General features: G+C 33.0%; 25 protein-coding genes and 2 tRNA genes (1 of these 27 only partly in view). 15 read left to right on the forward strand and 12 right to left on the reverse strand.

What is annotated here, in order from left to right:
• From thrS to rplT, 4 genes are all read left to right on the forward strand, one after another.
• Nucleotides 1-564, forward strand: partial view of a threonine--tRNA ligase gene (gene thrS, locus BM239_RS11350; protein WP_092208689.1) — the final stretch only. Its footprint begins 1,374 nt before the window's first position; only the last 564 of its 1,938 coding nucleotides appear in the window; its start codon lies off the left edge, out of view; its stop codon occupies nucleotides 562-564.
• A 33-nt stretch (nucleotides 565-597) separates the two neighbouring features.
• Nucleotides 598-1,152 carry a translation initiation factor IF-3 gene (gene infC, locus BM239_RS11355; RefSeq protein WP_262484332.1) on the forward strand — a complete coding sequence of 185 codons (555 nt, stop codon included), beginning with the start codon at nucleotides 598-600 and terminating at the stop codon, nucleotides 1,150-1,152.
• Between the two features lie 72 nt (nucleotides 1,153-1,224).
• Nucleotides 1,225-1,422 (forward strand): 50S ribosomal protein L35, encoded by a 198-nt coding sequence (gene rpmI, locus BM239_RS11360; RefSeq protein WP_092208693.1) that lies wholly within the window; start codon nucleotides 1,225-1,227, stop codon nucleotides 1,420-1,422.
• A gap of 96 nt (nucleotides 1,423-1,518) precedes the next feature.
• Nucleotides 1,519-1,863, forward strand: coding sequence for a 50S ribosomal protein L20 (rplT, locus tag BM239_RS11365; RefSeq protein WP_092208695.1), 345 nt, complete (start codon nucleotides 1,519-1,521; stop codon nucleotides 1,861-1,863).
• A gap of 406 nt (nucleotides 1,864-2,269) precedes the next feature.
• Here the strand turns inward: rplT and BM239_RS11370 are convergent, their stop codons facing one another.
• From BM239_RS11370 to tgt, 10 genes are all read right to left on the reverse strand, one after another.
• Nucleotides 2,270-5,005, reverse strand: coding sequence for a LamG-like jellyroll fold domain-containing protein (locus BM239_RS11370; protein ID WP_092208697.1), 2,736 nt, complete (start codon nucleotides 5,003-5,005; stop codon nucleotides 2,270-2,272).
• Between the two features lie 99 nt (nucleotides 5,006-5,104).
• Complete coding sequence (locus BM239_RS11375; RefSeq protein WP_177209032.1) at nucleotides 5,105-5,773, reverse strand: LytR/AlgR family response regulator transcription factor; 669 nt, start codon at nucleotides 5,771-5,773, stop codon at nucleotides 5,105-5,107.
• Complete coding sequence (locus BM239_RS11380) at nucleotides 5,766-7,466, reverse strand: tetratricopeptide repeat-containing sensor histidine kinase (protein ID WP_177209033.1); 1,701 nt, start codon at nucleotides 7,464-7,466, stop codon at nucleotides 5,766-5,768. Before BM239_RS11380 ends, BM239_RS11375 begins: the two co-directional genes overlap by 8 nt.
• Before the next feature lies 1 nt (nucleotide 7,467).
• Nucleotides 7,468-8,652, reverse strand: coding sequence for an asparagine synthetase B (locus BM239_RS11385; RefSeq protein WP_092209123.1), 1,185 nt, complete (start codon nucleotides 8,650-8,652; stop codon nucleotides 7,468-7,470).
• Between the two features lie 138 nt (nucleotides 8,653-8,790).
• Entirely contained in the window at nucleotides 8,791-9,810 is a 1,020-nt protein-coding gene (locus BM239_RS11390; RefSeq protein WP_092208703.1) for an AI-2E family transporter, read from the reverse strand.
• A 126-nt stretch (nucleotides 9,811-9,936) separates the two neighbouring features.
• The gene (dnaB, locus tag BM239_RS11395) at nucleotides 9,937-11,472 is read right to left on the reverse strand and encodes a replicative DNA helicase (RefSeq protein WP_092208705.1); all 1,536 of its coding nucleotides are present in this window, start codon (nucleotides 11,470-11,472) and stop codon (nucleotides 9,937-9,939) included.
• 168 nt (nucleotides 11,473-11,640) lie between these two features.
• A complete protein-coding gene (locus BM239_RS11400; protein WP_092208707.1) occupies nucleotides 11,641-12,594 on the reverse strand; it encodes an acetyl-CoA carboxylase carboxyltransferase subunit alpha in 954 nt (317 codons plus the stop codon).
• Nucleotides 12,595-12,731: 137 nt separating this feature from the next.
• Nucleotides 12,732-13,646: a DMT family transporter gene (locus tag BM239_RS11405; protein ID WP_092208709.1), complete on the reverse strand. Its 915-nt coding sequence runs from the start codon at nucleotides 13,644-13,646 to the stop codon at nucleotides 12,732-12,734.
• Entirely contained in the window at nucleotides 13,633-14,709 is a 1,077-nt protein-coding gene (locus BM239_RS11410; protein ID WP_092208711.1) for an LptF/LptG family permease, read from the reverse strand. The genes BM239_RS11405 and BM239_RS11410 overlap by 14 nt, the downstream gene beginning before the upstream one ends.
• 17 nt (nucleotides 14,710-14,726) lie before the next feature.
• A complete protein-coding gene (tgt, locus tag BM239_RS11415; protein ID WP_092208713.1) occupies nucleotides 14,727-15,857 on the reverse strand; it encodes a tRNA guanosine(34) transglycosylase Tgt in 1,131 nt (376 codons plus the stop codon).
• A 168-nt stretch (nucleotides 15,858-16,025) separates the two neighbouring features.
• Here tgt and BM239_RS11420 point away from each other — a divergent pair, with 168 nt between their 5' ends.
• Genes BM239_RS11420 through BM239_RS11430 form a run of 3 tightly spaced genes read left to right on the forward strand, consistent with a single transcriptional unit; the run spans nucleotide 16,026 to nucleotide 18,490 of the window.
• The gene (locus BM239_RS11420; protein WP_092208716.1) at nucleotides 16,026-16,871 is read left to right on the forward strand and encodes a transketolase; all 846 of its coding nucleotides are present in this window, start codon (nucleotides 16,026-16,028) and stop codon (nucleotides 16,869-16,871) included.
• A 33-nt stretch (nucleotides 16,872-16,904) separates the two neighbouring features.
• Nucleotides 16,905-17,858, forward strand: coding sequence for a transketolase family protein (locus tag BM239_RS11425; protein WP_092208718.1), 954 nt, complete (start codon nucleotides 16,905-16,907; stop codon nucleotides 17,856-17,858).
• A gap of 47 nt (nucleotides 17,859-17,905) precedes the next feature.
• Entirely contained in the window at nucleotides 17,906-18,490 is a 585-nt protein-coding gene (locus tag BM239_RS11430) for an outer membrane beta-barrel protein (protein ID WP_092208720.1), read from the forward strand.
• Between the two features lie 72 nt (nucleotides 18,491-18,562).
• On the opposite strand, the gene BM239_RS11435 is transcribed toward BM239_RS11430, so the two are convergent.
• The gene (locus tag BM239_RS11435) at nucleotides 18,563-19,582 is read right to left on the reverse strand and encodes an FKBP-type peptidyl-prolyl cis-trans isomerase (RefSeq protein ID WP_092208722.1); all 1,020 of its coding nucleotides are present in this window, start codon (nucleotides 19,580-19,582) and stop codon (nucleotides 18,563-18,565) included.
• Nucleotides 19,583-19,662: 80 nt separating this feature from the next.
• On the opposite strand from BM239_RS11435, the gene BM239_RS11440 reads away from it, so the two are divergent.
• A complete protein-coding gene (locus BM239_RS11440; protein ID WP_092208724.1) occupies nucleotides 19,663-20,049 on the forward strand; it encodes an RNA-binding S4 domain-containing protein in 387 nt (128 codons plus the stop codon).
• A gap of 44 nt (nucleotides 20,050-20,093) precedes the next feature.
• Nucleotides 20,094-20,600, forward strand: a complete 507-nt coding sequence (locus tag BM239_RS11445; RefSeq protein WP_092208726.1) for a phosphoribosyltransferase family protein — start codon at nucleotides 20,094-20,096, stop codon at nucleotides 20,598-20,600.
• On the opposite strand, the gene BM239_RS11450 is transcribed toward BM239_RS11445, so the two are convergent.
• Nucleotides 20,592-21,107: a shikimate kinase gene (locus BM239_RS11450; RefSeq protein WP_092208728.1), complete on the reverse strand. Its 516-nt coding sequence runs from the start codon at nucleotides 21,105-21,107 to the stop codon at nucleotides 20,592-20,594. The two genes, BM239_RS11445 and BM239_RS11450, sit on opposite strands and share 9 nt — an antisense overlap.
• Before the next feature lie 131 nt (nucleotides 21,108-21,238).
• On the opposite strand from BM239_RS11450, the gene BM239_RS11455 reads away from it, so the two are divergent.
• The 6 genes from BM239_RS11455 to BM239_RS11480 all read left to right on the forward strand — a co-directional run bounded on the left by BM239_RS11455 (nucleotide 21,239) and on the right by BM239_RS11480 (nucleotide 25,377).
• Nucleotides 21,239-21,311 (forward strand) — tRNA-Lys (locus BM239_RS11455).
• Between the two features lie 55 nt (nucleotides 21,312-21,366).
• Nucleotides 21,367-21,450 (forward strand) — tRNA-Leu (locus BM239_RS11460).
• 151 nt (nucleotides 21,451-21,601) lie between these two features.
• Nucleotides 21,602-22,498 carry a MerR family transcriptional regulator gene (locus tag BM239_RS11465; protein WP_092208730.1) on the forward strand — a complete coding sequence of 299 codons (897 nt, stop codon included), beginning with the start codon at nucleotides 21,602-21,604 and terminating at the stop codon, nucleotides 22,496-22,498.
• 44 nt (nucleotides 22,499-22,542) lie between these two features.
• Complete coding sequence (locus BM239_RS11470) at nucleotides 22,543-24,009, forward strand: phytoene desaturase family protein (RefSeq protein ID WP_092208732.1); 1,467 nt, start codon at nucleotides 22,543-22,545, stop codon at nucleotides 24,007-24,009.
• A 71-nt stretch (nucleotides 24,010-24,080) separates the two neighbouring features.
• Complete coding sequence (locus tag BM239_RS11475; RefSeq protein WP_092208734.1) at nucleotides 24,081-24,920, forward strand: phytoene/squalene synthase family protein; 840 nt, start codon at nucleotides 24,081-24,083, stop codon at nucleotides 24,918-24,920.
• A gap of 7 nt (nucleotides 24,921-24,927) precedes the next feature.
• Nucleotides 24,928-25,377: a sterol desaturase family protein gene (locus BM239_RS11480; protein ID WP_092208736.1), complete on the forward strand. Its 450-nt coding sequence runs from the start codon at nucleotides 24,928-24,930 to the stop codon at nucleotides 25,375-25,377.

Genomic DNA, 25,377 nt, shown 5'->3' on the forward strand with positions numbered 1-25,377 from the left:
GTGGTTGAAACTGGCGAAGCTGCTTTTTATGGCCCAAAATTAGATTTTATGGTTAAAGATGCTTTAGGTAGGCAATGGCAATTAGGTACTATTCAAGTAGATTATAACTTACCTGAGCGTTTTGAATTATCTTACAAAGGCAGTGATAATGAACAACACCGACCTGTAATGATTCACCGTGCACCTTTTGGAAGCATGGAACGGTTTGTTGCTATTTTGCTTGAACATACTGCCGGAAACTTCCCGTTGTGGTTAGTACCAGATCAAGTAATTGTATTATCTATTAGTGAGAAATATGAAAAATACGCGAAAAAAGTTTTAAATTTGCTAGAAAATGACGAAATTCGCGCCCTAATTGATAATAGAAATGAAACTATGGGTAAAAAAATTCGGGAAGCCGAAATGAAAAAAATCCCATATATGATTATTGTTGGTGAAAATGAAGAACAAGAAGGTAAAATTTCAGTTCGTCAGCATGGTGGTGAAGACCTTGGCATGATTTCTGTACAAGAATTCACCGATATATTGAACAAAGAAGTCAATAAAACATTAAAGAAATTTTAATAAAAAATTAAGTTAAACTAAAATTATAAGGCCATAGCAATACGTAGAAGAAGACAAGCTCCTCGTCGAGTAAATCAAGAAGATCAGCACAGAATCAACACTAAAATTAGGGTAGAAAAAGTGCGTTTAGTAGGTGACAATGTTGAAGTAGGAATCTACCCAACAAAAGAAGCATTAGCAATAGCTGATGAGCAAGGGCTTGACCTTGTTGAAATATCGCCAAAAGCAGATCCTCCTGTTTGTAAAGTGATGGATTATAAAAAGTTTCTTTACGAACAAAAGAAACGTGAAAAAGCATTAAAAGCGAAAGCTTCTAAAGTTGTCGTAAAAGAAATTCGTTTCGGTCCTCAAACAGATGATCATGATTACGAGTTTAAAAAGAAACATGCTGAAAAATTTTTACAAGAAGGCGCTAAATTAAAAGCGTTTGTTTTCTTTAAAGGTCGATCTATTGTTTTTAAAGAACAAGGACAAATTCTATTACTGCGTTTAGCGCAAGATTTAGAAGATTTAGGTAAAGTAGAACAAATGCCTAAATTAGAAGGTAAGCGTATGACCATGTTTATTGCTCCAAAAAAATCAAAATAAAAGAAAAGCTGTTCTCGACGCTTCGAGACAGATTAAAGATAGTAAGCGAAATAACTTAAACTAGGAAGAAAAATGCCTAAAATGAAAACCAAATCTAGTGCCAAGAAAAGATTTAAAATTACTGGTACTGGTAAAATTAAAAGAAAGCACGCTTTTAAGAGTCACATCTTAACAAAGAAATCTAAAAAGCGTAAGTTAGCATTAACGCACAGTACATTAGTACATGACAATGATGTTAATAGTATTAAGGAACAATTACGATTAAAATAATTGTAAATACGTTCGGTTAAAATTATATATAAACCCTGGAGTTAGGCTCAAAAAAGTATCTGAAAAAGATCGCCTACTACAAAAAAATTTAAAATTATGCCAAGATCAGTAAATTCTGTTGCCAAAAGAGCCAGAAGAAAAAAGGTGCTTAAACAAGCAAAAGGATACTTTGGACGTCGTAAAAACGTTTGGACAGTAGCCAAAAATGCGGTTGATAAAGCGATGCAATATTCGTACAGAGACCGTAGAAACAAAAAGAGAACATTCCGTGCTTTATGGATTCAACGTATTAACGCTGGAGCTAGACAACATGGTATGTCTTACTCACAGTTTATGGGTAAAATGAAAGCTAATAATATTGAATTAAATCGTAAGGTTTTAGCAGATTTAGCTATGAATAACCCAGAAGCTTTTGCAGCTGTAGTAAATAAAGTAAAGTAAGGCGTTTCGCCTATTGTAAAACATATTTCGCTTATAATTAAAATCCGAATCTTAATTGATTCGGATTTTTTTTGTCCTGAAATAAAAAAAACAGCGACATCCAAACTGAATATCGCTGCCTCATGCTAATTAATCAAATCCCTTAATTTAATTAATGTTGAGTATTTAAACCCATGATAAATTGACTGTAATAGCTTTACAGAACTAAACTATAACTAAATTTACTACTCACAAAAAAGACGTTTTGAAATGCAGCACTTTGTATGTGAATGCAATATAACACGGCTATTCATATTTCTATTTTATAATATATCACATGGAGACATTCATAAAAAAACAGCGATATCAATTCTGATAGTCGCTGTTTTCAACTTAACCTAAATAGCCTTTTTAATTATTGAGTTCATTAGTACTTTACAACTCTTTTAATAATTTCATTTTGATTTACTTCTATTTTTAAAAGATAAACGCCACCCTCATAGTTGCTCAAATCTATGATAGATTTCGTGGATGTTTCTGTTTTATTTGATAACAGCCTCCCGTTTAAATCATAAAGTGAAATTTTTGAGTCCAAAGCATTCGGAAAGCTAATGGAAACATGACCACTTGTTGGGTTTGGATACACGCGAACATTTTTTAAAGCTCCCACCTCTTCTAAACCTAAAGTGTCTTGAACATTTACGACAATTTCTACACGTGCACTTTCGCATCCATTTGCATTTGTACTAGCTACCCAATAGGAAGTTAAGCCAATTGCGGATGTATTTGGTGTAGGTGCTGTTGTTGTACCTGTTCCTCCTGTTTCTGTTGTGTACCATAATAAACCTGTACCTTCGGTTGCTGCTGTTAATGGGTTGGCAGTATCTCCTAATTCATAGGTTATTAAGGTTGTAGTTGTAGGTATATTTGGTATAGTAGAACCACTTGTTACAGGTGATCCAGCTAAAAAGTTTTGGGTTTGACCTGTTAACACCGAATTGTTATTTATAGTTGCATTATTTTGGTTTGCTGTAGCATCAAATATAGTGGTAATACTAGTATTATTTACAGCATTCAAACCTTGGTTAAATTTATAGTAAACCAATAACCCTGATTCCGTACCCTGCAATTCACAGTTTTTATTTGCATTAATTTGCTCCTCTGTTCTTGGTAGGTCCCATACTCTATACTCATCTATAGCTGCATTTCCAGTACCAATTTGGGATATATTAAATTCTTCAATAGGTACCATAGGCGTAAAAGTGCTATCTAAAATACCGTCTATATAAAAACTGTATGAGTTGGATGAGTTTCTGCTTAAGGCTATATGATGCCAATCATCATCCGTTAAAGCTAGATTAGATACAAATTGTTCTTGGTAATCATAAAAATTCGAAATTCGAAAATTTAGTTTATTATCTTGATCAACATTGAACGTATAAAAATTATAGATCTCAACTTCATCAATACCAGTTAAAATGTAAAGAGCTTCCGAAGTTTTAACCCAAAGTTCTACGGTAAATGCATTTGGTAAATTAAGTCCACCATCGTCATCATTTATATAAAAGGCATTTGATGCTCCATTATTAGATGTACCCATACGGTAATGGTCTGCTGGTATTGCCACTTCAACCACAATTTCTAAACGCTCACTTTCGCAACCGCTATCATTGGTGCTTGACACCCAATAAGAAGTTGAACCAACAGTATCTGTACTAGGTGTTGGTGCATTTCCATTACCAGTTCCTCCTGTTTCCATTGTGTACCATAATAAACCTGTACCATTAGAACCTGTTGTTGCTGTTAGAGGACTTGCTGTATCGTTTTGGGTATACGTTACTGGAGTCGTAACTGTCGCTTCAGAAGGAATTATTGAACCTGTTGTTACAGGTGAACCTGCTAACCAGTTAGATGTGCTTCCTGTTAAAGCAAAATTATTTAAATACCCATTATTTGCATTTGTTGTAGCGTCAGTTAACGTATTATTCCCAGCATTGTTTCCAGCATCATTACCTTGGTTGAATTTGTAATAGGCTACTAAACCTGTTTCCGTACCTTGCAGTTCACAATCTTTTGAACCATTTATCTGTTCTGCTGTTCTGGTAACATTCCAAATACGAATATCATCCATATCACCTTTAAAAAAGCGACCAGAATATATTGGATTGTTTCCTATTAACACCGTCTGCGCATTGTTATTAATAATCCCAGAAGCGGTAGCTTGAGTCTCTAATACACCATCTATATATATCTTAATAGCATTATCACCTAAAGTTGCAGCTATATGATGCCAATTTCCATCGTTTATATTTGAAATTGAATTAATCTCTTGTGTAGGAGTTACGCCGCTACAGGTAAAATTCACAGTTCCTGAATCATTTAAATGCAACCTCCAACTATCATCCCCTTTTACCACTAAAGCATCCCATTGTTGCGGCATCACGCTTGAATTCACCCAAAGCTCTACAGTCATTTGATTTGTAAAATCGAAATTGGCCTCATTTGGTATACTAACCTGATCATTAACACCGTCAAAATTTAAATGGGTTGCTGGTGGTGGTGGCAAAATGTTCCCGAAATCTTGCCAAACTGATGCTGCTTGATAAGATGCTACAGTACCAGAGGGAACATTTAATGTTGCTGCTCCAATATTTACACCACTAAAAACATTGTTATTAATAGATAATGGTGTTACCCATTCGACTGTAACCGAGGTCAAAGTATTACAAAATTCAAATGCATTAATACTAATATTTGTGACTGAACTAGGAATAACCACAGAAGTTAAACTAAAACACGCATTAAATGAAAGCTGTCCAATACTTGTAACAGAATCTCCCATGTCTACAGTGGATAAATTTGTACAAAATCGAAACGCACTATTCCTTATTTCAGTAACGGTATTTGGTATTGTAATTGAAGTTAAAGTTGTGCTATTTTGAAACGCAGCATCTAAAATTGAAACGACAGTATAAGTAACACCAGCGTTTTGAACTGTTGAAGGAACTATTAATTCCCCTACATAACTTGCAGACGAAGTAACACCCACTGTATTGTTAGTTGTTGAAACAACAGAATAATTAACACCACCTACAGAAAAGGTTTGAGCGGAAACTGTAGTTGCAACCACTACAGCAAAAAATAAAAGTAATTTTAGTTTCATAAAAAAATTTAGTTTGAATTAATTGTCGTCCAAAACTAAATTTTAATCCATGAACTGCAAATAAACAGGGATGAAATACATTTGTTTGTATGTAAAAGACTACTTAAAGCCTTTTATATAGGTTCGGGATAATGGAATTTCTACGTCATTAACAAATACGGAAGAGGCTGTTATACGAAGCACTTTACTTTTATTTACAACATATGACCGATGGGTTTGTTTAAATATATCTAATGGTAGTTGTTTAAAAATAGTACTTAAGGACTGCCTAATTGTATATTTTTTAGAAGTTGTATAAATATTACTATAATTACCGTCAGCCATAATGTATTTAATAGCATCATATTCTAAATTCACAATGTCATATCCATCTTTAAACTGAAAACTTTGCTTTTGTTTTTTCTGAATAGCTAAACTAATGGATGCCAAAACATCTACTCTTTTAATTGGTTTTGTTAAATAAGCATCTGGATTCGTTTTTAAAGCTTCATTCATTAATGCAAAATCAGACTGTCCTGTGATAAAAATAACCGTTGCGTTTGTGTTTTTAGATTTTGATAATTCAATCCCGTCATTTAAACCACTTAAGTTGATATCCATTAAAATAATATCTGGTAGAAAGGAAGCCATTTCATGCAAAGCTGAGTTCTTATCGTGAACTATTTTTAAATTAGAAAATTGTTCATCCTGTAACAAATCAGCAATATATTCCGCTATAATCACATCATCCTCTACAATAAGAATTTTAGTGTTTTGGTAACTAGTCATTAGTAATGTGTTTTTCAAATGAAAAAGAGAATCCATTATCGGTTTCTATTTGATACTCTATTTTTAACTGACGGCAAATTTTATCAATTAGTTTTGGCTTGACCTCTTTATTTTTTTCGCGTGAACCAGTATCGGAATAATTAAAATACATCCTGTTTTCTTTGTGAGTCAATCTGAAATTTATCGTTTTGCTGTCTTCCTTATCGAAGGCATGTTTAATGGAATTGATACACAACTCTGAAAGTAGTAAGCCAAAATACATGGCATGATCTGAAGAAATATCAACAGAATCGATTTTAAAATCGGTTTGAATATCGTTCTCCTTAAAGACCTCGAAAAAGCTAACCTTTACATCATTCAAATAGTTTGCAACATCTACTTTACTTTTATCTTTATTTTTATATAAATGTTTATGAAGGGTTGAAATGGCTTCCACTTTAGTCAGAATATTTTTTAATTCAAATCGCTCTTGACCTTTCGTGTTTTTCAACTGGTCTGAAATAAGAATAACTACCAACTGCAAGTTGTTATTGATACGATGATTTGCTTCACTTAACAAAAACTCATTTTCTTCCGACAAAATTTTCAATTGTTTATTGGTACTTTTTTCCTTTTTCAAAAAATATGCAATTAAGACGGTAATAATAAGGGCTGCCAAAAATAGACTAATACTAACATAAAGCTTGATTTTGTTGGAAGCCAATGCTTTATTTTTATTTTCAATTTCAAGGGTATTTATCTTAATTTCATTTTCTTTTTCAGTTAATTTATACTTTTCCTCAAGTTCAAATAAAAATTTATCATGTTCCAGTTTATTATATTTTTCGGAAAGAATAATTCTATTAAGCAAATAGTCATAGGCCTTTTCTGTATTGCCTAATTTTTTATATGTTTCATAAACATTTATGGTTACTATAATTTCATTAAATAATAAGTGATTAGCTTTTGCGAAAGCTATAGCTTCTAGGCTTACTTGTAACGCTTTTTCTAATTGATCATCTTTAATTAAAGCATTAGTATAGTTGATATATACATCAGCTTGATGTTGTATTAGGCTGTTATTATTGGCATAATTTAATAAATCCTCAAAATATGCAATAGCGCCTTTTATATCTCCTCTTCGCTCATAAACACTAGCTAATTCTAATTTTGAATAAAATATATTATCCTTGTGATTTACCTTTTCTGCCAATTTTAAAGATTTATTAGCATAAACTATTACAGAATCTAAATTGCCAAAATGTTGTGAAAAAAGTGAAGCGCGTCTATTGTAGTAACTAGATAAGTCAAATTCATTTATAATATTTTTTTTTAAAATTGACTCTGCATTTTTTTGATGTTCTATTGCCTCTTTAAACAAACCTCGTTTTCTATAAAACTCAATCATTTTAACATGATATAGAAACTTTAATTGCTTATTTCCTAATTCCTCAATATCCGTATATGCCTCAATTAAATAGTGATTGGTTTTTTTGAAATCTAACTTAAGCTTATAGATATCAGCCAATCCAATAAGTAACTTTACTTTTTGTTCTGGACTTTTAGGTTCAGTTAAATGAGAATTATAAAACGAAATAGCATCATCCAACTTGTTTTCATAAATCAGGTTTTGACCATAACTGATAATGGAATCATTTTGAGAAAACGATAATAGCGAAAAAAGTAAAAAAAGAAAAGCGATAGTATGCTTCATTCTAGGTCTTTTGTTTCTTCTTTCTAGCGGCTGGAAACAGTACATTATTCAAAATTAAACGATAGCCTGGAGATGTTGGATATAAATCCAATTCTGTTTTCGGGTCGCCTACTTTATGTGTATAATCTTCAGGATCATGACCACCATAAAATGTAAAAAAGCCTTTTCCTTTAATACCATGAATATATTTGGCCTCACCATTGGTTTTATTTTCTCCTAAAACCAGCACATTGGCTTTTATCTGATCGCGACTGTAAGAGGTAGTTTGCCCCATAAATCCCTTAACTAAAGCCGTATGATTTTGGTTTAACATGGTTGGAATTGGATCCCATTTAGCTGAAAAATCCATTAATGTAAAATAATCGGTCATTTTTGGAATTTGCCGTTTGGTAGTCATATCAATGGATGAAAACTCATAAACATTGGGGTCTCGCTCTAGAATAAAATCCTTAAAGGCGAAGGTTCTATTATAATCTATTTTATTTTGATAGTTAGCATCGCTAGCATCACCATCAAACATCGGCTCGCAAATATCCACACCATCAGCCGATAAAGCAATATCAAAACTATCTGTTGCACTACACATAGCAAACATAAAACCACCTCCAATAACGTATTCTCTAATTTTATTGGCTACAGCTAATTTCTCATCGGAAACCTTATCATAACCCAATCGTTTTGCCAACGCTTCAGCTGCCTTTTTTTCTTCAATATACCAAGAGACGGCTTTGTAATTAGCATAAAACTTTCCATATTGTCCCGTAAAATCTTCATGATGCAAGTGTAACCAATCATACAACAACAACGCATCATTTAGCACTTCCTCATCATAAATGGTTTCATAAGGAATTTCAGCATAGGTTAACACCATGGTTACAGCATCATCCCATGGTAAATTACCTTTTGGTGAGTAAACCGCAATTTTTGGTGCTTTTTCTAGAATAACCGATTCCATATTTTTACTCGGACTACTAATTTCAGTTAGAATGCTTTCTACTTTAGAGTCAGAAAGTACTTCAAAGGATACACCACGAATTTGACACTCCCGTTGAATACGTTCGGTATCTGGTAGTAGAAATGAACCACCTCTGTAATTTAATAACCAATTTACTTTTAACTGATTATCCAAAGTCCAATAGGTAATACCATAAGCTTTCAGATGGTTTTTCTGGCTTTCGGCATCCATAGGAATTAAAATATAGGATGCAAAACTATTTAAGGTAAACAAAAACAGTAAAAGAGTGGTAAACTTTTTCATAGCTGAAATATACTGAAAAAATAAGCCTTTCAAATTAATTTAAACTAATTTTAACCTGCAGAAAAACTAACTCTTACCTGACAATAAACTGGCAATAACTTTAGTACTTTCAAATTGTTCCAGCATTATTTTTAAAAAAACCGTAATTGGGATTGCCATAATTAAACCAGGAACACCCCAGAGAAAACCCCATAGCATTAACATTACTAATACCGTAATAACGTTTAATGAAAAGGATTTACCCATAAAAACTGGTTCTAATATAGAGCCAAAAAGGACTTGAACACCTGTTATTGAAACCACAAAGAAGAATAAAATACTCGTTGGTTCTAGCTCGATAAAAGCAAATGCTGATAATAACACAACCGTTATTACAGAGCCAACCATTTGAACAAAATTAATTAAGAAGGCAAATAATCCCCAAAAAATAGGAAAGCTCACATCAAAAAACAAACAAGCTAAACCTGTACCTATTCCAGTTGCCAGACTAACTGCGAATTTGACTTTTACAAACGTCATTAAATCATTTTCTATTTTAATAAACGTTTTTACCGAGGTATGCTTTAGTTTTAAAAGTGTACTATTTAAAACTTTTTGAATATTAATCGATTCTGCTAACCATAAAACAACGAAAAATACCGTCATTAAAATCATGGTTAATGTTTTCCGAACAAAGTCAATGGTAACTCCTATACTTTCTTCGTGAATAAATTTTTTAAAAAGACTTTCTTTACTGTCTATTTCAATGCCAAAAGTTTCATTACCCAATAACAAAAGTGAATCAAATTTTTCTTCAGCTTTTACAAAAAACTCTGTTTCCGAATTTAAAATTTCACGACCCGAAACCTTTACCAGCTCCCACCCTATTTTTAAACCAATAGCTATTAGTAATATGACGATTATAATACTTATTGCTCTTGGAATTCGTTTTCGTCCTAACCAGCGCATAAGTGGTAAGAATAACAAGGCAATAAACATGGAGAAAATCAATGGAATAAAAATAAACGAAAGTGTTTTTAATAAAAAAAACACCAATGGAATCACGATGATTGATAATAATATGTTTGTTGTACGCAATTGGTTCATAAAAGCCACTATTTAATAGAAGTGCAAAATTACATGAAAAAATAGTGTTAGGCTGTTAAAACTCAAAACTATTTTATGTATAAAAAAATAGAATGCTTTTGTTTATTTATTGTAAAAAGTTACTTTTTAAAAAGGTACATCATTATCATCTGGAGCCCCAAAGGCATCATTTGGTGATGGAAAATGATCGGCTTTAAACGTGTTGTCATTGGCAGCCTCATTCATTTTAGAATGAAACTCGTGATCAAAAGGTGTATCAAAATCATCCAAATTATCAAACTTACCAAGGTTACCAATAAATTTCAAACGGATATTATCCAGTCCACCATTCCTGTGTTTGGCTATAATAAATTCTGCTTGTCCTTCAGTTGGTGAGCGCTCATCGTCATCCCACTCATCTATTTTATAATATTCTGGGCGATAAATAAAACTTACAATATCCGCATCTTGCTCAATAGCACCAGATTCACGTAAATCCGACAGTAATGGTCGTTTACTGCCACCACGCGTTTCTACAGCACGTGATAACTGTGATAATGCAATTACTGGCACACTTAATTCTTTGGCTAAAGCTTTTAAGTTTCGGGAAATGGTAGATATTTCTTGTTCACGGTTACCGCCTTTTTGACTTCCTCCTGCTGTCATTAATTGCAAATAATCCACCATGATTAATTTAATGCCATGTTGGGACGCTAAACGCCTAGCTTTTGCTCGTAAATCAAAGATAGAAAGTGAAGGTGTATCATCAATAAATAGAGGCGCTTTTTCCAGTCCTTTTACTTTAACATTTAACTGCTCCCACTCGTGCTTTTCTAATTTACCAGTACGTAATTTCTCTGATGAAAGTCCTGTTTCACTAGAAATTAAACGCATAATTAATTGCACTGATGCCATCTCTAAAGAGAAGAAAGCTACTGGAATATTTTGGTCTACAGCAATATTTCTTGCCATAGATAACGTTAAAGCTGTTTTACCCATACCAGGACGAGCAGCCACAATAATTAAATCACTTTCTTGCCATCCAGATGTTAACTTATCAAGTTTAGTAAAACCTGTTGGAATGCCACTTAAACCATCTTTATTGGATATTTCTTCAATTTTTTTCTTGGCTTGTATAACCAAACTTTGGGCTGTTTCACTGGATTTTTTAATATTTCCTTGGGTAACTTCGTACAGCTTCGCTTCTGCTTTATCTAATAAATCGAATACATCTTGGGTTTCATCATAAGAGTCTTCAATAATTTCACTTGAAATTTTTATTAAACTTCTTTGAATAAATTTTTGCAAGATAATACGTGCATGAAACTCTATATGTGCCGATGACGATACTTTTTGAGTTAAAGAAATTAAGTAAAAATCGCCTCCAGAAATGTCTAATTTTAAATTTTTCTTTAATTGACTAGAAACAGTTAATAAGTCAATCGGTTCACTATTTTCAAATAACTGAAAAATGGCTTCAAAAATATGTTGATGTGCTTCTTTATAAAATGCATCTGGACTTAAAATATCAATAACCTCATCAACTCCTTTTTTATCAATCATCATTGCCCCGAGTACAACCTCCTCTAAATCAATGGCTTGAGGCGGTATTTTACCTTTTTCAAGACTAATTAAAGTGCTTTTATCTACGGGATATCCCTTTATTTGATTCGGTTGTTTCATGTGAGCGAAAGTAATTAAAAGGTTGCTATAATAATAGCAATTATCGAGTTTGGTTGTTAACTGGAAGTTAACAATTTAACTGTTAATAAGTTGATTTTATTGTTAATAAGCATAAAAAAATCTGAAATACAAAATTTCAGATTTTAAGGTTCTATAGTACGAAACGGATTAGCCTTTAAAAACGCCCATATCCATATATTTATCCATTCTATTTTTCACTAATTCTTTTGGTGATAAGTTTTTAAACTCCTCGAAAGATTTTAAAATGGCTTCGCGAACAGATAAAAACGTTTTCTCCCGATCACTATGTGCACCACCAATTGGTTCTTTAATAATCTGGTCTACTAGTTTCATTTTTTTCATGTCTGTGGCGGTTAATTTCAAAGCATCTGCAGCTTGTTCCTTAAATTCCCAACTGCGCCATAAAATAGATGAGCATGATTCTGGCGAAATTACTGAATACCATGTGTTTTCTAGCATTAAAACTTTGTCACCAACCCCAATTCCTAATGCGCCACCTGAAGCACCTTCGCCAATGATAACAGTAATAATAGGAACTTTTAATCGGGTCATTTCTAAAATATTTCTTGCAATAGCTTCACCTTGACCACGCTCTTCTGCTTCCAATCCAGGATAAGCACCAGGTGTGTCAATTAGTGTAATAACAGGAATATTAAATTTTTCTGCAGACTTCATTAAGCGTAATGCCTTCCGGTAACCTTCAGGATTAGCCATACCAAAGTTACGATACTGACGTGTTTTTGTATTGTAACCTTTTTGCTGACCAATAATCATAAAACTTTGGTCGCCTATTTTACCAAGGCCACCAATCATAGCTTTATCATCTTTTACATTACGATCGCCATGTAACTCTAAAAAGGATTCACCACAAAGCGCTTTAACATAATCCAATGTATAAGGACGGTTTGGATGACGAGACATTTGCACACGCTGCCAAGGGGTTAAATTCTTATAAATATCTTTTTTTGTGGCAATCAGTTTCTTTTCAATTTGCTTGCAGGTCTCGGTTACATCAACATCACTCTCCTCACCTATCACTTGACATTTCTGCAACTGATCTTCTAGTTCTTTTATTGGAAGTTCAAACTCTAAATATTCCATAGGAATTTTTAATTTAAATTAGTTAGCCTACAAACCTACATATTTTTTTCATTTTATCCCGAAGTAAAAAGACGAAATATTAGGTATGCATAATGCTTTTTACAAAAGTACTAATTACCAAATACATGATAAAAATATTAACGTATTTGTGACAGAGTGGCTAGGCTCTTCTGACGCTTTCTTCTATTTTTTAACAGGCCATTACATACTACTACAGCTATAATAATTGCCGCTCCAATATAAAAATTAACACTCATTTTTTCTTTTTCAGGAAAGATAATTAGGGCGAGAATGATACCATAAATAGGCTCTAAATTATACGTTAACACAACAGTAAAAGGACTAATATATCGCATAACGTAAACTGATGCTATAAACGCATAAGCAGTACATACTGAAGCCAAAATGAATAGATATAAGATGTCTGATACGTGGAGCGCGAAAAATTCTGTTGAAAAACCCTTTCCAGAAAAAAGCAAATACAAACTAATAAAAGCAACGCCACTAATAAACTCATAAAACGAAATGACCGTTGCCGAATGTTTCTCCAGAAACTTACCATTCAATACAGCAAAAAGAGATGATAAAAAGGCTGACAATATGCCCAAAATAATACCTAGCCAATAATGAAGTTCAGTTTGTGTAATAATAAAGACACCGATTATAACAAGTATTCCAAACAATATTTCATAACCAATAAGTTTTCGCTTATAAATTAATGGTTCTATAAAAGAGGCGAAAAAGGCACCTGTTGAAAACATGGCCAAAGTAATTGAAATATTAGACACCTTTATGGCGGCAAAGAAGGTAATCCAATGCAAGGCTATTACAACTCCTGCAAAGCCTAGCATGAGCATGGACTGAAATGAAATTTTAATTTTAGCTTTAGAAAAATAAACATAAGCACCCATAAAAACCAAAGCAATCAGCATGCGATACCAAACGAGTGAAACAGCTTCTATGGAAATTAACTGTCCGAGAATAGCAGTAAAACCAGCTATAAACACTAACAAATGTAAGTGTGCGTAGTTTTTTAATTTATCGTTTAGCATTATATAGAAGGTAAGACGCTAATATACCGAATAATATATTTGGAAACCACACTGCAATTAGTGGAGGAAAATCGGATTGAGCTGCAAGAACCCCAAAAATTTTATCAAAGAATACAAATACCATAGCAATACAAATACCAAAGGCTAGGTTTACACCCATACCGCCTCTTCTTTTAATAGACGAAACAGCTACCGCGATAATCGTTAAAATAAAAACAGACACAGGTAAACTCCAAATTCTGTATTTTACTAATTTATAACGACTGATATAAGATGACCCACGAGCTTCTTCTTTCTCAATAAACCTATTCAACTCGCCGTACTGCAACGTTTCAGCTATGTATTCAACAGGTGTTAAATCTTCTAAATCGAAATCAAAGTGAACATTTTTTCGTCTACTAACTTCTAACACATCTTTGTCCTCTCCAATTGTCCGTTTTACATAAGACAACAACCTATAAGTGGAATCTTTTTCTTCAAAACGAATAGAACTTGCAGTAATTTTATAGACTATTTTATCATTTTCAATATGCTCTAATGTAAAATTCTGACCAAGTTTTTGTTTGGTATCAAAACTACTGACATATATATAATCGTTATCATTAATTTGCCTATACACATTTTGGTTATCTATAGCGCTTTTATTGGTTTTCAAGTACTTGTAGTTGAAATCATTAAAGCCTTTACTGGCTTCTGGTGCTAAATAAAGTCCTAAAACCAAAGCCAATATTGATACAATAGTAGCGCCTATTAAATAAGGTCTTAAAAAACGTGTGAATGAAACCCCTGAACTTAAAAAAGCTATAATTTCTGTATTGTTTGCTAATTTGGAAGTGAACCAGATTACCGATAGAAACAAAAATAAAGGAAACAATAAGTGCGCAAAATATATAGTAAAATCTAAAAAATAAAGCATGACCTCGCCAAAAGGTGCTTCATTTTCTAAAATTTTTCCAATTTTCTCTGCAAGATGGACCGTAATTCCGATGGGAATAAACAACATCAGCATCACAAAGAATGTAAAGAGATAACGTTTTAATATGTACCAATCTAATATTTTCAATTTCTATTTCTTCTAAATTAAAGGCGGTTATCCATTTGTTTAACCATCTTGTTTTTCCAAGTAGTAAAATCGCCTGCTAATATATGTTTTCTAGCCTCACGAACCAACCACATATAGAACCCTAGATTATGGATAGTTGCAATCTGTTTTCCTAATAATTCATTAACTGAAAATAAATGTCTTAAATAGGCCTTGCTATATTCGGTATCAACAAAGGTGATTCCCATCTCATCGATTGGCGAAAAATCTTCACGCCATTTTAAGTTTTTAATATTTATAGAACCATGTGCTGTAAAAAGCATACCATTTCTAGCATTACGTGTTGGCATAACACAATCAAACATATCCACGCCTAATGCAATATTTTCTAAAATATTTATAGGAGTTCCTACACCCATTAAATAGCGAGGTTTGTCTTCCGGTAAAATAGCGGTTACCACTTCCGTCATACCATACATTTCTTCAGCAGGCTCACCTACAGACAATCCCCCTATAGCATTTCCTACTGCTCCAGCATTGGCAATATATTCAGCAGATTGCTGGCGTAAATCCTTATAAGTACTCCCTTGAACAATTGGAAAAAAGGCTTGATCATAACCATACTTTAGAGGCGTTTTTTCTAAATGATTAATACACCTATCTAACCACCTATGCGTCATGTGCATGGAACGTTTGGCGTATCTATAATCGCATGGATATGGAGTACATTCATCGAATGCCATGATAATATCGGCACCTATAGAACGTTGAATTTCCATGACGTTTTCAGGTGTAAATGTGTGATAGCTTCCATCAATATGACTTTTAAATTTAACACCTTCTTCTTTTATTTTTCTGTTGGCTGACAATGAATACACTTGATATCCACCTGAATCGGTTAAAATATTCCGATCCCAATTCATAAATTTATGGATTCCACCAGCCTTTTCTAGAACATCAGTTTGTGGACGCAAATACAAATGGTAGGTATTCCCTAAAATAATATCTGGATTAATTTCAGCTTTTAGGTCACGTTGATGAACACCTTTTACGGTTGCAACGGTTCCTACAGGCATAAATATTGGTGTTTCAATAACACCATGATCTGTAGTTAATTTACCAGCTCTAGCCTTTGAATTTGGGTCGGTTACTTTTAAGTCAAATGTCATATTCAATTTATCATGAAAGGGCAAATATAAATAAGATATTACGATGTACTTCTTAATAAAAACAAAATTGTTAGCAAATGCATTGAAATCGTTAATAAATGCATTTAAACTCTTATAATAAATCTAGATAAAGCGTTATTTTTGCAACTTATTAATAACAACACAAGCATGTCAAACACACAACAATTAGAAGACTTAACAACCCAAGTACGTAGAGATATTTTACGTATGGTACACAAGGTAAACTCTGGACATCCAGGCGGTTCATTAGGCTGTGCCGAATTTTTTGTAGCCCTTTACCAAGAAATCATGGACCGTAAAGACGGTTTTGATATGGATGGCATTGGCGAAGATCTATTCTTTTTATCAAACGGTCATATTTCGCCAGTATATTACAGTGTATTAGCGCGTTCAGGCTATTTTCCAGTAACCGAATTAAATACATTCCGTTTAATTAATTCACGCTTGCAAGGCCATCCAACTACTCACGAAGATTTACCAGGAATTCGGATTGCTTCTGGTTCTTTAGGACAAGGCATGTCTGTTGCTTTAGGAGCAGCTCAAGCCAAAAAATTAAATAATGACAAGCATTTAATTTATAGCTTACATGGTGATGGCGAACTTCAAGAAGGCCAAAATTGGGAAGCCATAATGTATGCTGCAGGTAATAACGTTGATAATATTATTGCGACTATCGATTTAAATGGTCAGCAAATTGATGGTTCAACAGACACAGTTTTACCTTTAGGAAGTGTTAAAGGAAAGTTTGAAGCATTTGGTTGGACGGTTGTAGAGATTGAAGAAGGCAATAATATAGATGCTATATTAAAAGGTATGGCTGAAGCAAAATCTAGAACTAGACAAGGTAAACCCGTTTGTGTTTTACTAAAAACCGTTATGGGTAATGGTGTCGATTTTATGATGCATACACATGCATGGCACGGAAAAGCACCTAATGACGAGCAGTTAGCTATCGGCTTAAAACAAAACCCAGAGACTTTAGGTGATTATTAATTTAAAAAGACAACCACTTTCGTGGACATAGATATGAAAACATATACAAATACAGGAAATAAAGATACACGTTCAGGATTTGGAGCTGGATTAACCGAACTAGGAAAAACTAACGAAAATGTTGTTGCGCTTTGTGCGGATTTAATTGGGTCTTTAAAAATGGACGATTTTAAAAAGAACCACCCAGAACGTTTTTTTCAAGTCGGTATAGCAGAAGCTAATATGATTGGTTTAGCTGCAGGATTAACCATTGGCGGAAAAATTCCATTTACAGGAACCTTTGCTAACTTTTCAACAGGTCGTGTTTACGATCAAATTCGTCAGAGCGTTGCCTATTCTGGTAAAAATGTAAAAATTTGTGCATCGCATGCTGGCTTAACTTTAGGTGAAGATGGTGCAACACACCAAATTTTAGAAGATATTGGATTAATGAAAATGTTGCCAGGCATGACCGTAATTAATCCATGTGATTACAACCAAACCAAGGCTGCAACTATAGCTATAGCAGAACACGAAGGCCCTGTTTACTTGCGTTTTGGAAGACCGAGTGTGGCCAACTTTACACCTGCTGACCAAAAATTTGAAATTGGTAAAGCGCTTCATTTAGTAGATGGTACAGATGTAACTATTGTTGCTACAGGTCATTTAGTATGGGAAGCTCTTGAAGCTGCTAAAACCTTAAACGACAAAGGTATTTCTGCTGAAGTGATAAATATTCACACTATTAAACCTTTGGATCATGCTGCTATTTTAAAATCCGTAGCTAAAACAGGTTGTATTGTAACTGCAGAAGAACATAATCATTTAGGAGGTTTAGGTGAAAGTGTTTCTCGTGTTTTAACAACAAACAATCCCGTTCCACAAGAATTTGTGGCAACTAATGACACATTTGGAGAGTCTGGTACACCTGCTCAACTTATGGAAAAATATGGTTTAAATGCCGAAGCTATTGTAAAAGCTACAGAAACCGTATTGAATAGAAAATAAACGAATCTTTTTTTCGTTTAAAGGAGGTAATCAAAAAAACAAATAATATGAAATATCTTGTTTTAAGTCTGATTGCCTCCTTTTTATTTATAGGCACAGCAACTGCCCAAACAGCCAGTGGTTTTGGTTTTAAAGGTGGTTTAAACTACAATGCTAATGGTAATTATTATGAATCGGCTGTTAGTGCTGCTGAAAAACCAGATAGAAATATAGGCTATCACTTTGGTTTATTTTATAAAGTAGGTGGTAAAATTTTTGCCAAACCAGAATTGGTGTATACAGCAACCAAAAGCAATTATGATACTGGGGATTTTAAAATGCAAAAAATTGATGCACCACTTTTAGTTGGCGTTCGGTTTTTAAAAGTTCTTAATGTTTTTGCAGGCCCTTCATTACAATATATTGTCGATTCTGAATTTGATGGAATTAATATTGACTCCATTGAAAATGACTTTACAGTTGGACTTAATTTTGGAGTAGGATTTAGCTTAAAGAAAATTGGATTTGATTTGCGTTATGAACGTGGTTTTAACGATAATGAAGCTGTTTTTGCAACAAACAACGGATTAAGTATTGGAAGAATAGACACACGACCTGACCAATTAATTTTTAGTATTTCGCTATTACTTTAATGATTTGGTTAATTTATAAAAACAAAAAAAACCGCTAAACGCGGTTTTTTTTGTTTTTATAATCTGTAGAAATTACGATTCTGGAATCGTATCAATATCTAGATAATCTGGAACACCATCATCATCTCTATCTGTTATAATAACGGTTTTTATGGTTATCACACCATTGTTTTCTTGTCTTGAACTCTCAAACTCATTATCAGCAAAAATCGGCTCTGGATCACCTACAATAATTGTATACTGGCTATATTCCAATTCATCTTTGGTAAAATAGCCATCACCATCATCATCATTATCTAAAAAGTCTGGTGTGAAATTTCCATTTGTATCATCATCATACACATCACCATTACCATCTATATCTTCCATCCATGACGGAATTCCATCAATATCATGATCCAAAATAGCACGTTTGTACAAATTAAATTTAAATATTATTGGTGTGTAATTTGGTACACCTTCAAGTGTACTATTAAAATAACCTAAACGCGAAGGAATAAAAACCGCACCAATTCCGTGATTATGATAAGATGTTGGTCCATCGTCATCAACCGTAAAGCTATCGCTAGTTTTAAATTCAACTAAAGCTTGCTGAAATCCTGGAACAACACCAGAAGAAGAGCCTACTGTTAAAAGGTTAAATTGAGACTCATTTACTGCGCTATCAAACACATAATTGTCAATAGTGCTACTGCCTTCATAAATTAAAGTCGCTTGATCTGTAAAATGAATTTCTTTCCCAAGGCCTTCACGAACATTTAAATAATACAATTTGTAATCGATACCATCAAAAGGAACAATTTTAAGGTTAACCATGTCTTTTAGTGGAGTTTTGTCTGCATTATCACCTGCAATCGTATCGAATACAATTCGAAATTCATCATTTTCTAAACTGTATGGACTATTTTCTTGAAATTCTTCATAATTATAAAAATGCGTTTCAAGATAGGTTTCAATATCTATAAGGTCCTCTTCGTATACTTCAGCAGCATCTCTCAATGGAACAACATCACCAACACCATCATCTTTTTCACAAGCTGTAAAAACAGTTGAAACAACTATAAGTAGCAGTAAAATTTTTCTTAATTTCATTATTGCTTATTTTTGTTGGCAAGATACAATTTTTAAATAATTTTGTACAACAACATTAACGTAGTTTTTAGACCTTTTGTATGCGAATAGATAAATTTTTATGGTGTGTTAGGTATTTTAAAACAAGAACCATAGCAACTACAGCTTGCAAAAAAGGGCATGTAAAAGTAAATGGCGATCCTGCAAAACCAAGTCGCGATGTGTATCCAACTGACAAAATTGAAGTTAGGAAAGATCAAATTAACTACAGCCTTACCATTAATGACCTACCTCCTAACCGAGTAGGCGCTAAATTGGTGGATATTTATAGAACAGATACCACTCCAAAAGAAGCCTTTGCAGCCAATGAATTATTGAAGTATTCTAAAGACTACTACCGTAAAAAAGGCACTGGACGGCCAACAAAAAAAGACCGTCGTGATATTGAAGAATATCGTGATGAGCATGAAATTGAATCAGATATTTAAAAGATTTTATAATTATCTCTAGTATCTTTGAAAAAATAGTTTTTATGAAAACCACAGAAAAAAATACCATTCTCAACCACGATGAGATAGTTCATAAAATTAGACGTATTGCTTATCAAATATACGAAAACAATGTAGATGAAGCGGAAGTTGTCCTAGCCGGAATTGATTCCAATGGGTATCTACTTGCCAAAAAACTAAAAACTGTTTTAAGCAAAATTTCAACAATTAACCCAGTATTGTGTCGTGTAATAATCGATAAGAAAAATCCTTTAAACCCTATTTCCACTTCTTTGGCCACTTCAGAGTATACAAATAAATCAGTAGTATTAATTGATGATGTATTAAACTCTGGCACCACACTAATTTATGGCGTAAAGCATTTTCTGAATGTACCACTTAAACAATTTAAAACGGCCGTGTTAGTTAATAGAAATCATAAAAAATATCCTGTAAAGGCAGATTTTAAAGGAATCTCATTATCAACTTCACTACACGAACATGTAGATGTTGTTCTTGAAGGCAAAGTGTTTGAAGCTTCTTTAGATTAATTTTAAAAGAATATCATCGATAATTTTTTCAGGGGAATTATTAGCATTTACAATTATATCAGCCTGATTATAAAAATTTACCCGTTCAAAGATATGTTTACCCACAAATTCAGCTACTGCGTCTTCTGATTGTAAATGTGCTACTAAAGGCCTATTTTCTTTATTTAGATATAAACGTTTGCTTAATTCTGCCACTGAAACATTCAAGTAAATACTTTGGGTGTTTAATTGCTGCTTAATTAGATTCATATTATTACCGTAGCATGGTGTTCCGCCTCCTAATGATAATATCATATTATTTTGCTGTAAAAAAGACTCTAAATGCATGGCTTCAACTTTACGAAAATATATTTCTCCTTTAGTTGTGAAGATATCAGATATGGTTTTGCCTTCTTTTTTTTCAATATAATCATCTAAATCTTGGAATGGCTTTTTTAGTATTTGACTCAATTTTTTGCCAATTACAGATTTTCCAGACGTCATATAACCCAATAAAATAATATTCATAAACAGCTTAAAAATTGATTATTAAAAAGATACGATCTTGGTCAACAAAAAAACAAAAAAAAATTAAAAAAAAGCCTTGTTTTATTAATTAAAGCTTTTATATTTGCACCCTCGTTACAGAGAAACAAAATGACTAGGTAGCTCAGTTGGTAGAGCATCTCCCTTTTAAGGAGATGGTCCTGGGTTCGAGCCCCAGCCTGGTCACTAAAAAAAAGTTAAGCATTTTGCTTAACTTTTTTTATTTTTACACAATATTATTGCGCACGTGGCGGAATTGGTAGACGCGCCAGCTTGAGGGGTTGGTGGACATTAGTCCGTGGAAGTTCGAGTCTTCTCGTGCGCACTTAATTATTATTCCGGAATTATACGCTTTCTTACATCACCTAAACGGCAAAACTTTTCAAAGAAATTTAAATGTATTTAAGATAAAATTGGCGTTTTTAATTGTTTATTCAATTAATTTATTATTTTTGTTTAATATTTTTGAATAAAATATGAACAATATTAAGAACAACTTTAGTATCAAGGATTTAGAAAACCTTTCAGGTGTTAAAGCGCACACCATTAGAATTTGGGAAAAACGCTACAATCTTTTAGAGCCAAACCGGACAGAAACAAATATTAGATTCTACAGTTTAGAAAGCCTACAAAAGCTACTCAATATAACCTTCCTCTATAATAATGGTTTTAAAATATCTAAAATAGCCAAAATTAACGAGGTAGATATTGCAGACACTGTACGCAGCTTATCAGCAAAAACTTATGCTGATGACCACGCTACTAATATGTTTAAACTAGCGATGTTGAATTTTGACAAAGCCCTTTTTTTAAAAACCTATGATTCTTTAAAAACCCACAAAAGCTTTTCAGAAATATTTTTAGAGGTCTTCATTCCGCTTATGAGTGAAATAGGCCTTCTATGGCAAACAAATACTATAACACCAGCCCAAGAACATTTTATTTCAGAATTAATTAAACAAAAACTACTGATTAATATTGAAAACCATCAGTATGAATCGCCAAAAAATAATGATAAAACATTCGTTCTATTCCTGCCTAATAACGAAATTCATGATTTAGGCCTACATTTTATAAACTATAAATTAACTAAATCTGAATATCACACTATTTATTTAGGGCCGAGCGTACCCATTGTAAGTCTTAAAGATATTTTAAAACACTACAAAAACGTTACATTTATCTCTTACTTCACCGTGAAACCTGAAGCTGAAAATATTGAAACGTATTTGATTGAATTTGAAAAAGAATTACTCCTAAATAATAATGAATTATGGATTTTTGGCAGAATGCTAGACACGTTAGATACTAGCAAACTCAGTAAATCTATTAAACCATTCTCCTCCGTAGCAGATTTAGAAAAATATCTTTAAAAAAAGAGTTTTTTGTTTAACATTTTTATATATTTGTTAAACATATGAAATTACAAATTACAATTATAGGGTCTGGTTTCTCATCGCTTGCAGCTGCTTGTTATTTAGCGCAATCTGGTCATGACGTAATCATTTTTGAAAAAAACAGCACTATTGGAGGTCGTGCTAGACAATTAAAAAAAGATGGATTTACATTTGATATTGGACCAACTTGGTATTGGATGCCGGATGTGTTTGAGCGCTTTTTTGCAGATTTCAATAAAAAACCTTCCGAATATTATCAGTTAGAAAAATTAAATCCTGCTTACTCTGTTTATTACGGGAAAGACGATTATATAACAATAGAAGATACTCTAGAGAAAATTTGTATGGCTTTTGAACAGGAAGAACCTGGCAGTTCAAAAATACTTCAGAAGTTTATAGACAAAGCACAAGACAATTACAATGTTGCCATTAAAGATTTAGTTTATAATCCTGGTGTTTCCCCTTTTGAATTGGTAACAACCGAAACCTTTAAGAAAATAGGACAGTTTTTCAGTACCATAAAAAAGGATGTTCGGAAAGAATTTAAAAACGAGCGCTTGGTAACAATTCTAGAATTCCCAGTTCTGTTTCTAGGTGCCAAACCAGGCGATACACCTTCTTTTTACAGCTTTATGAACTATGCCGATTTTGGACTTGGTACATTTCATCCTAAAAAAGGTATGTATCAAGTAATTTTAGCTATGGAAACTTTAGCCAAAAGTCTGGGAGTTACCATTAAAACAAACGCTCCCATTGAAAAAATATTAGTTAAAAACAAAATCGCCTCTGGAGTCATTTCCAATGGTGAAACTTATATAAGTGATGTGGTTTTAAGTGGAGCAGATTACCATCATACTGAAACACTTTTAGATTCGGAATATAAACAATATTCCGAAGCGTATTGGAATGCCAAAACCTTTGCACCCTCATCGCTCCTATTCTATGTAGGCTTCGATAAGAAAATTAAAAACGTAAATCACCATACACTCTTTTTTGATGTCGATTTTGAAAAACATGCAGAGGCTATTTACGACAACCCTAAATGGCCAGAAAATCCATTATTTTATGCCAGTTTTCCATCTATTACAGATAGTCATGCAGCACCAGAAGGAAAAGAGGCTGGAATATTTTTAATTCCCCTTGCTCCAGGATTAAAAGATACAACCAAATTACGAATGAGCTATTTTTCAAAAATAATGGATCGTTTTGAAACATTAACATCTCAAAAAGTTAGAGACCACGTACTATTTAAAGAGTCGTTTTGTGTAAACGACTTTATTAAGGACTATAATTCCTACAAAGGAAATGCTTATGGCATGGCAAACACTTTATTACAAACAGCCTTTTTAAGACCTAAACTAAAGAGTAAGAAAGTAAATAATTTGTATTTTACAGGACAGTTAACCGTACCAGGTCCAGGTGTACCACCCTCATTGATATCTGGAAAATTGGTTGCCGAGCTTATAAATAAACATCATAAAAAATAATACCAAGCAGCTGTTTAACATGATGTATATGAAAAACGAAGCTTAAAAAACAATTAAACACTAAGTAACAGATGAAATCAATTTTTGACCATGTTTCTCGTTCCTGCAGCCAGACGGTAACTAAAACCTACAGCACTTCCTTTTCATTGGCAACTAAAATGTTGTCTAGTTCTATACGTCAGGATATTTATAATATTTATGGTTTTGTAAGATTTGCCGATGAAATTGTAGACAGCTTCCATGACTTTGATAAAGAAACCTTACTTGATGAATTCGAGAAAGATTTGCATCTAGCGCTAGAACGTAAAATTAGTTTAAATCCTATTTTAAATTCATTTCAAGAAACCTATCATAAATATGGTATTGAGAAACATATGGTAGAAGCGTTTATGAAAAGCATGCGTACAGATTTACATAAAACCACTTATTTAACGGCAGATGAATACAACACCTATATTTATGGTTCCGCAGATGTGGTTGGGCTTATGTGTTTAAAAGTATTTGTTAAAGGTGATAATGAGAAATATAATCACTTAAAAAATTCTGCCATGCATTTAGGATCAGCATTCCAAAAAGTGAACTTTTTGAGAGATTTAAAAAGTGATTATGAAGATTTGAGTCGTACCTATTTTCCAAATACCGACTTATCAAAATTAGATGAAGCTTCAAAATTACTAATCATTAAAGAAATTGAACGCGATTTCGAAATTGGTCTTCAAGGCATAAAAGAATTGCCTATTGAAGCTAAATTTGGTGTGTTTACCGCATACAGATATTATAGCCAATTATTAAAAAAACTAAAAAGAACACCTGCTTTACAAATTAAAAATGCACGAATACGTGTTCCAAACTATAAAAAAATTGAGTTGTTAACGCGTAGTTATGTAAAATATCAATTAAATTTATTGTAAAAATATGATGGATACTATATTATGGATATTTGTTTTTATTGGCACTTTTATGTTCATGGAATTCATGGCATGGTTTACCCATAAATATATTATGCACGGATTTTTATGGAGTTTACACAAGGACCACCACCACAAAAATCACAACAGTTGGTTTGAACGAAATGACTTGTTTTTTATTTTTTATGCCGTGGTTAGTATTACCTTATTTTTACTGTGGAAATATGAAGGTTTGTGGATTGGACTCCCAATGGGATTAGGCATTTTTGCATATGGTCTTGCTTATTTTTTTGTACATGACATTTTTATTCACCAGCGTTTTAAATTATTGCGCAATGCAAATAATTGGTACGCCAAAGGCGTACGTCGTGCTCATAAAATGCACCACAAGCACCTAGGAAAAAATGATGGTGAATGCTTCGGAATGTTATTTGTACCGTTTAAGTACTTTAAGAAATAA

The organism is Algorimicrobium echini, from assembly GCF_900115185.1.
GTDB classification, from domain to species: Bacteria; Bacteroidota; Bacteroidia; order Flavobacteriales; family Flavobacteriaceae; genus Algorimicrobium; species Algorimicrobium echini.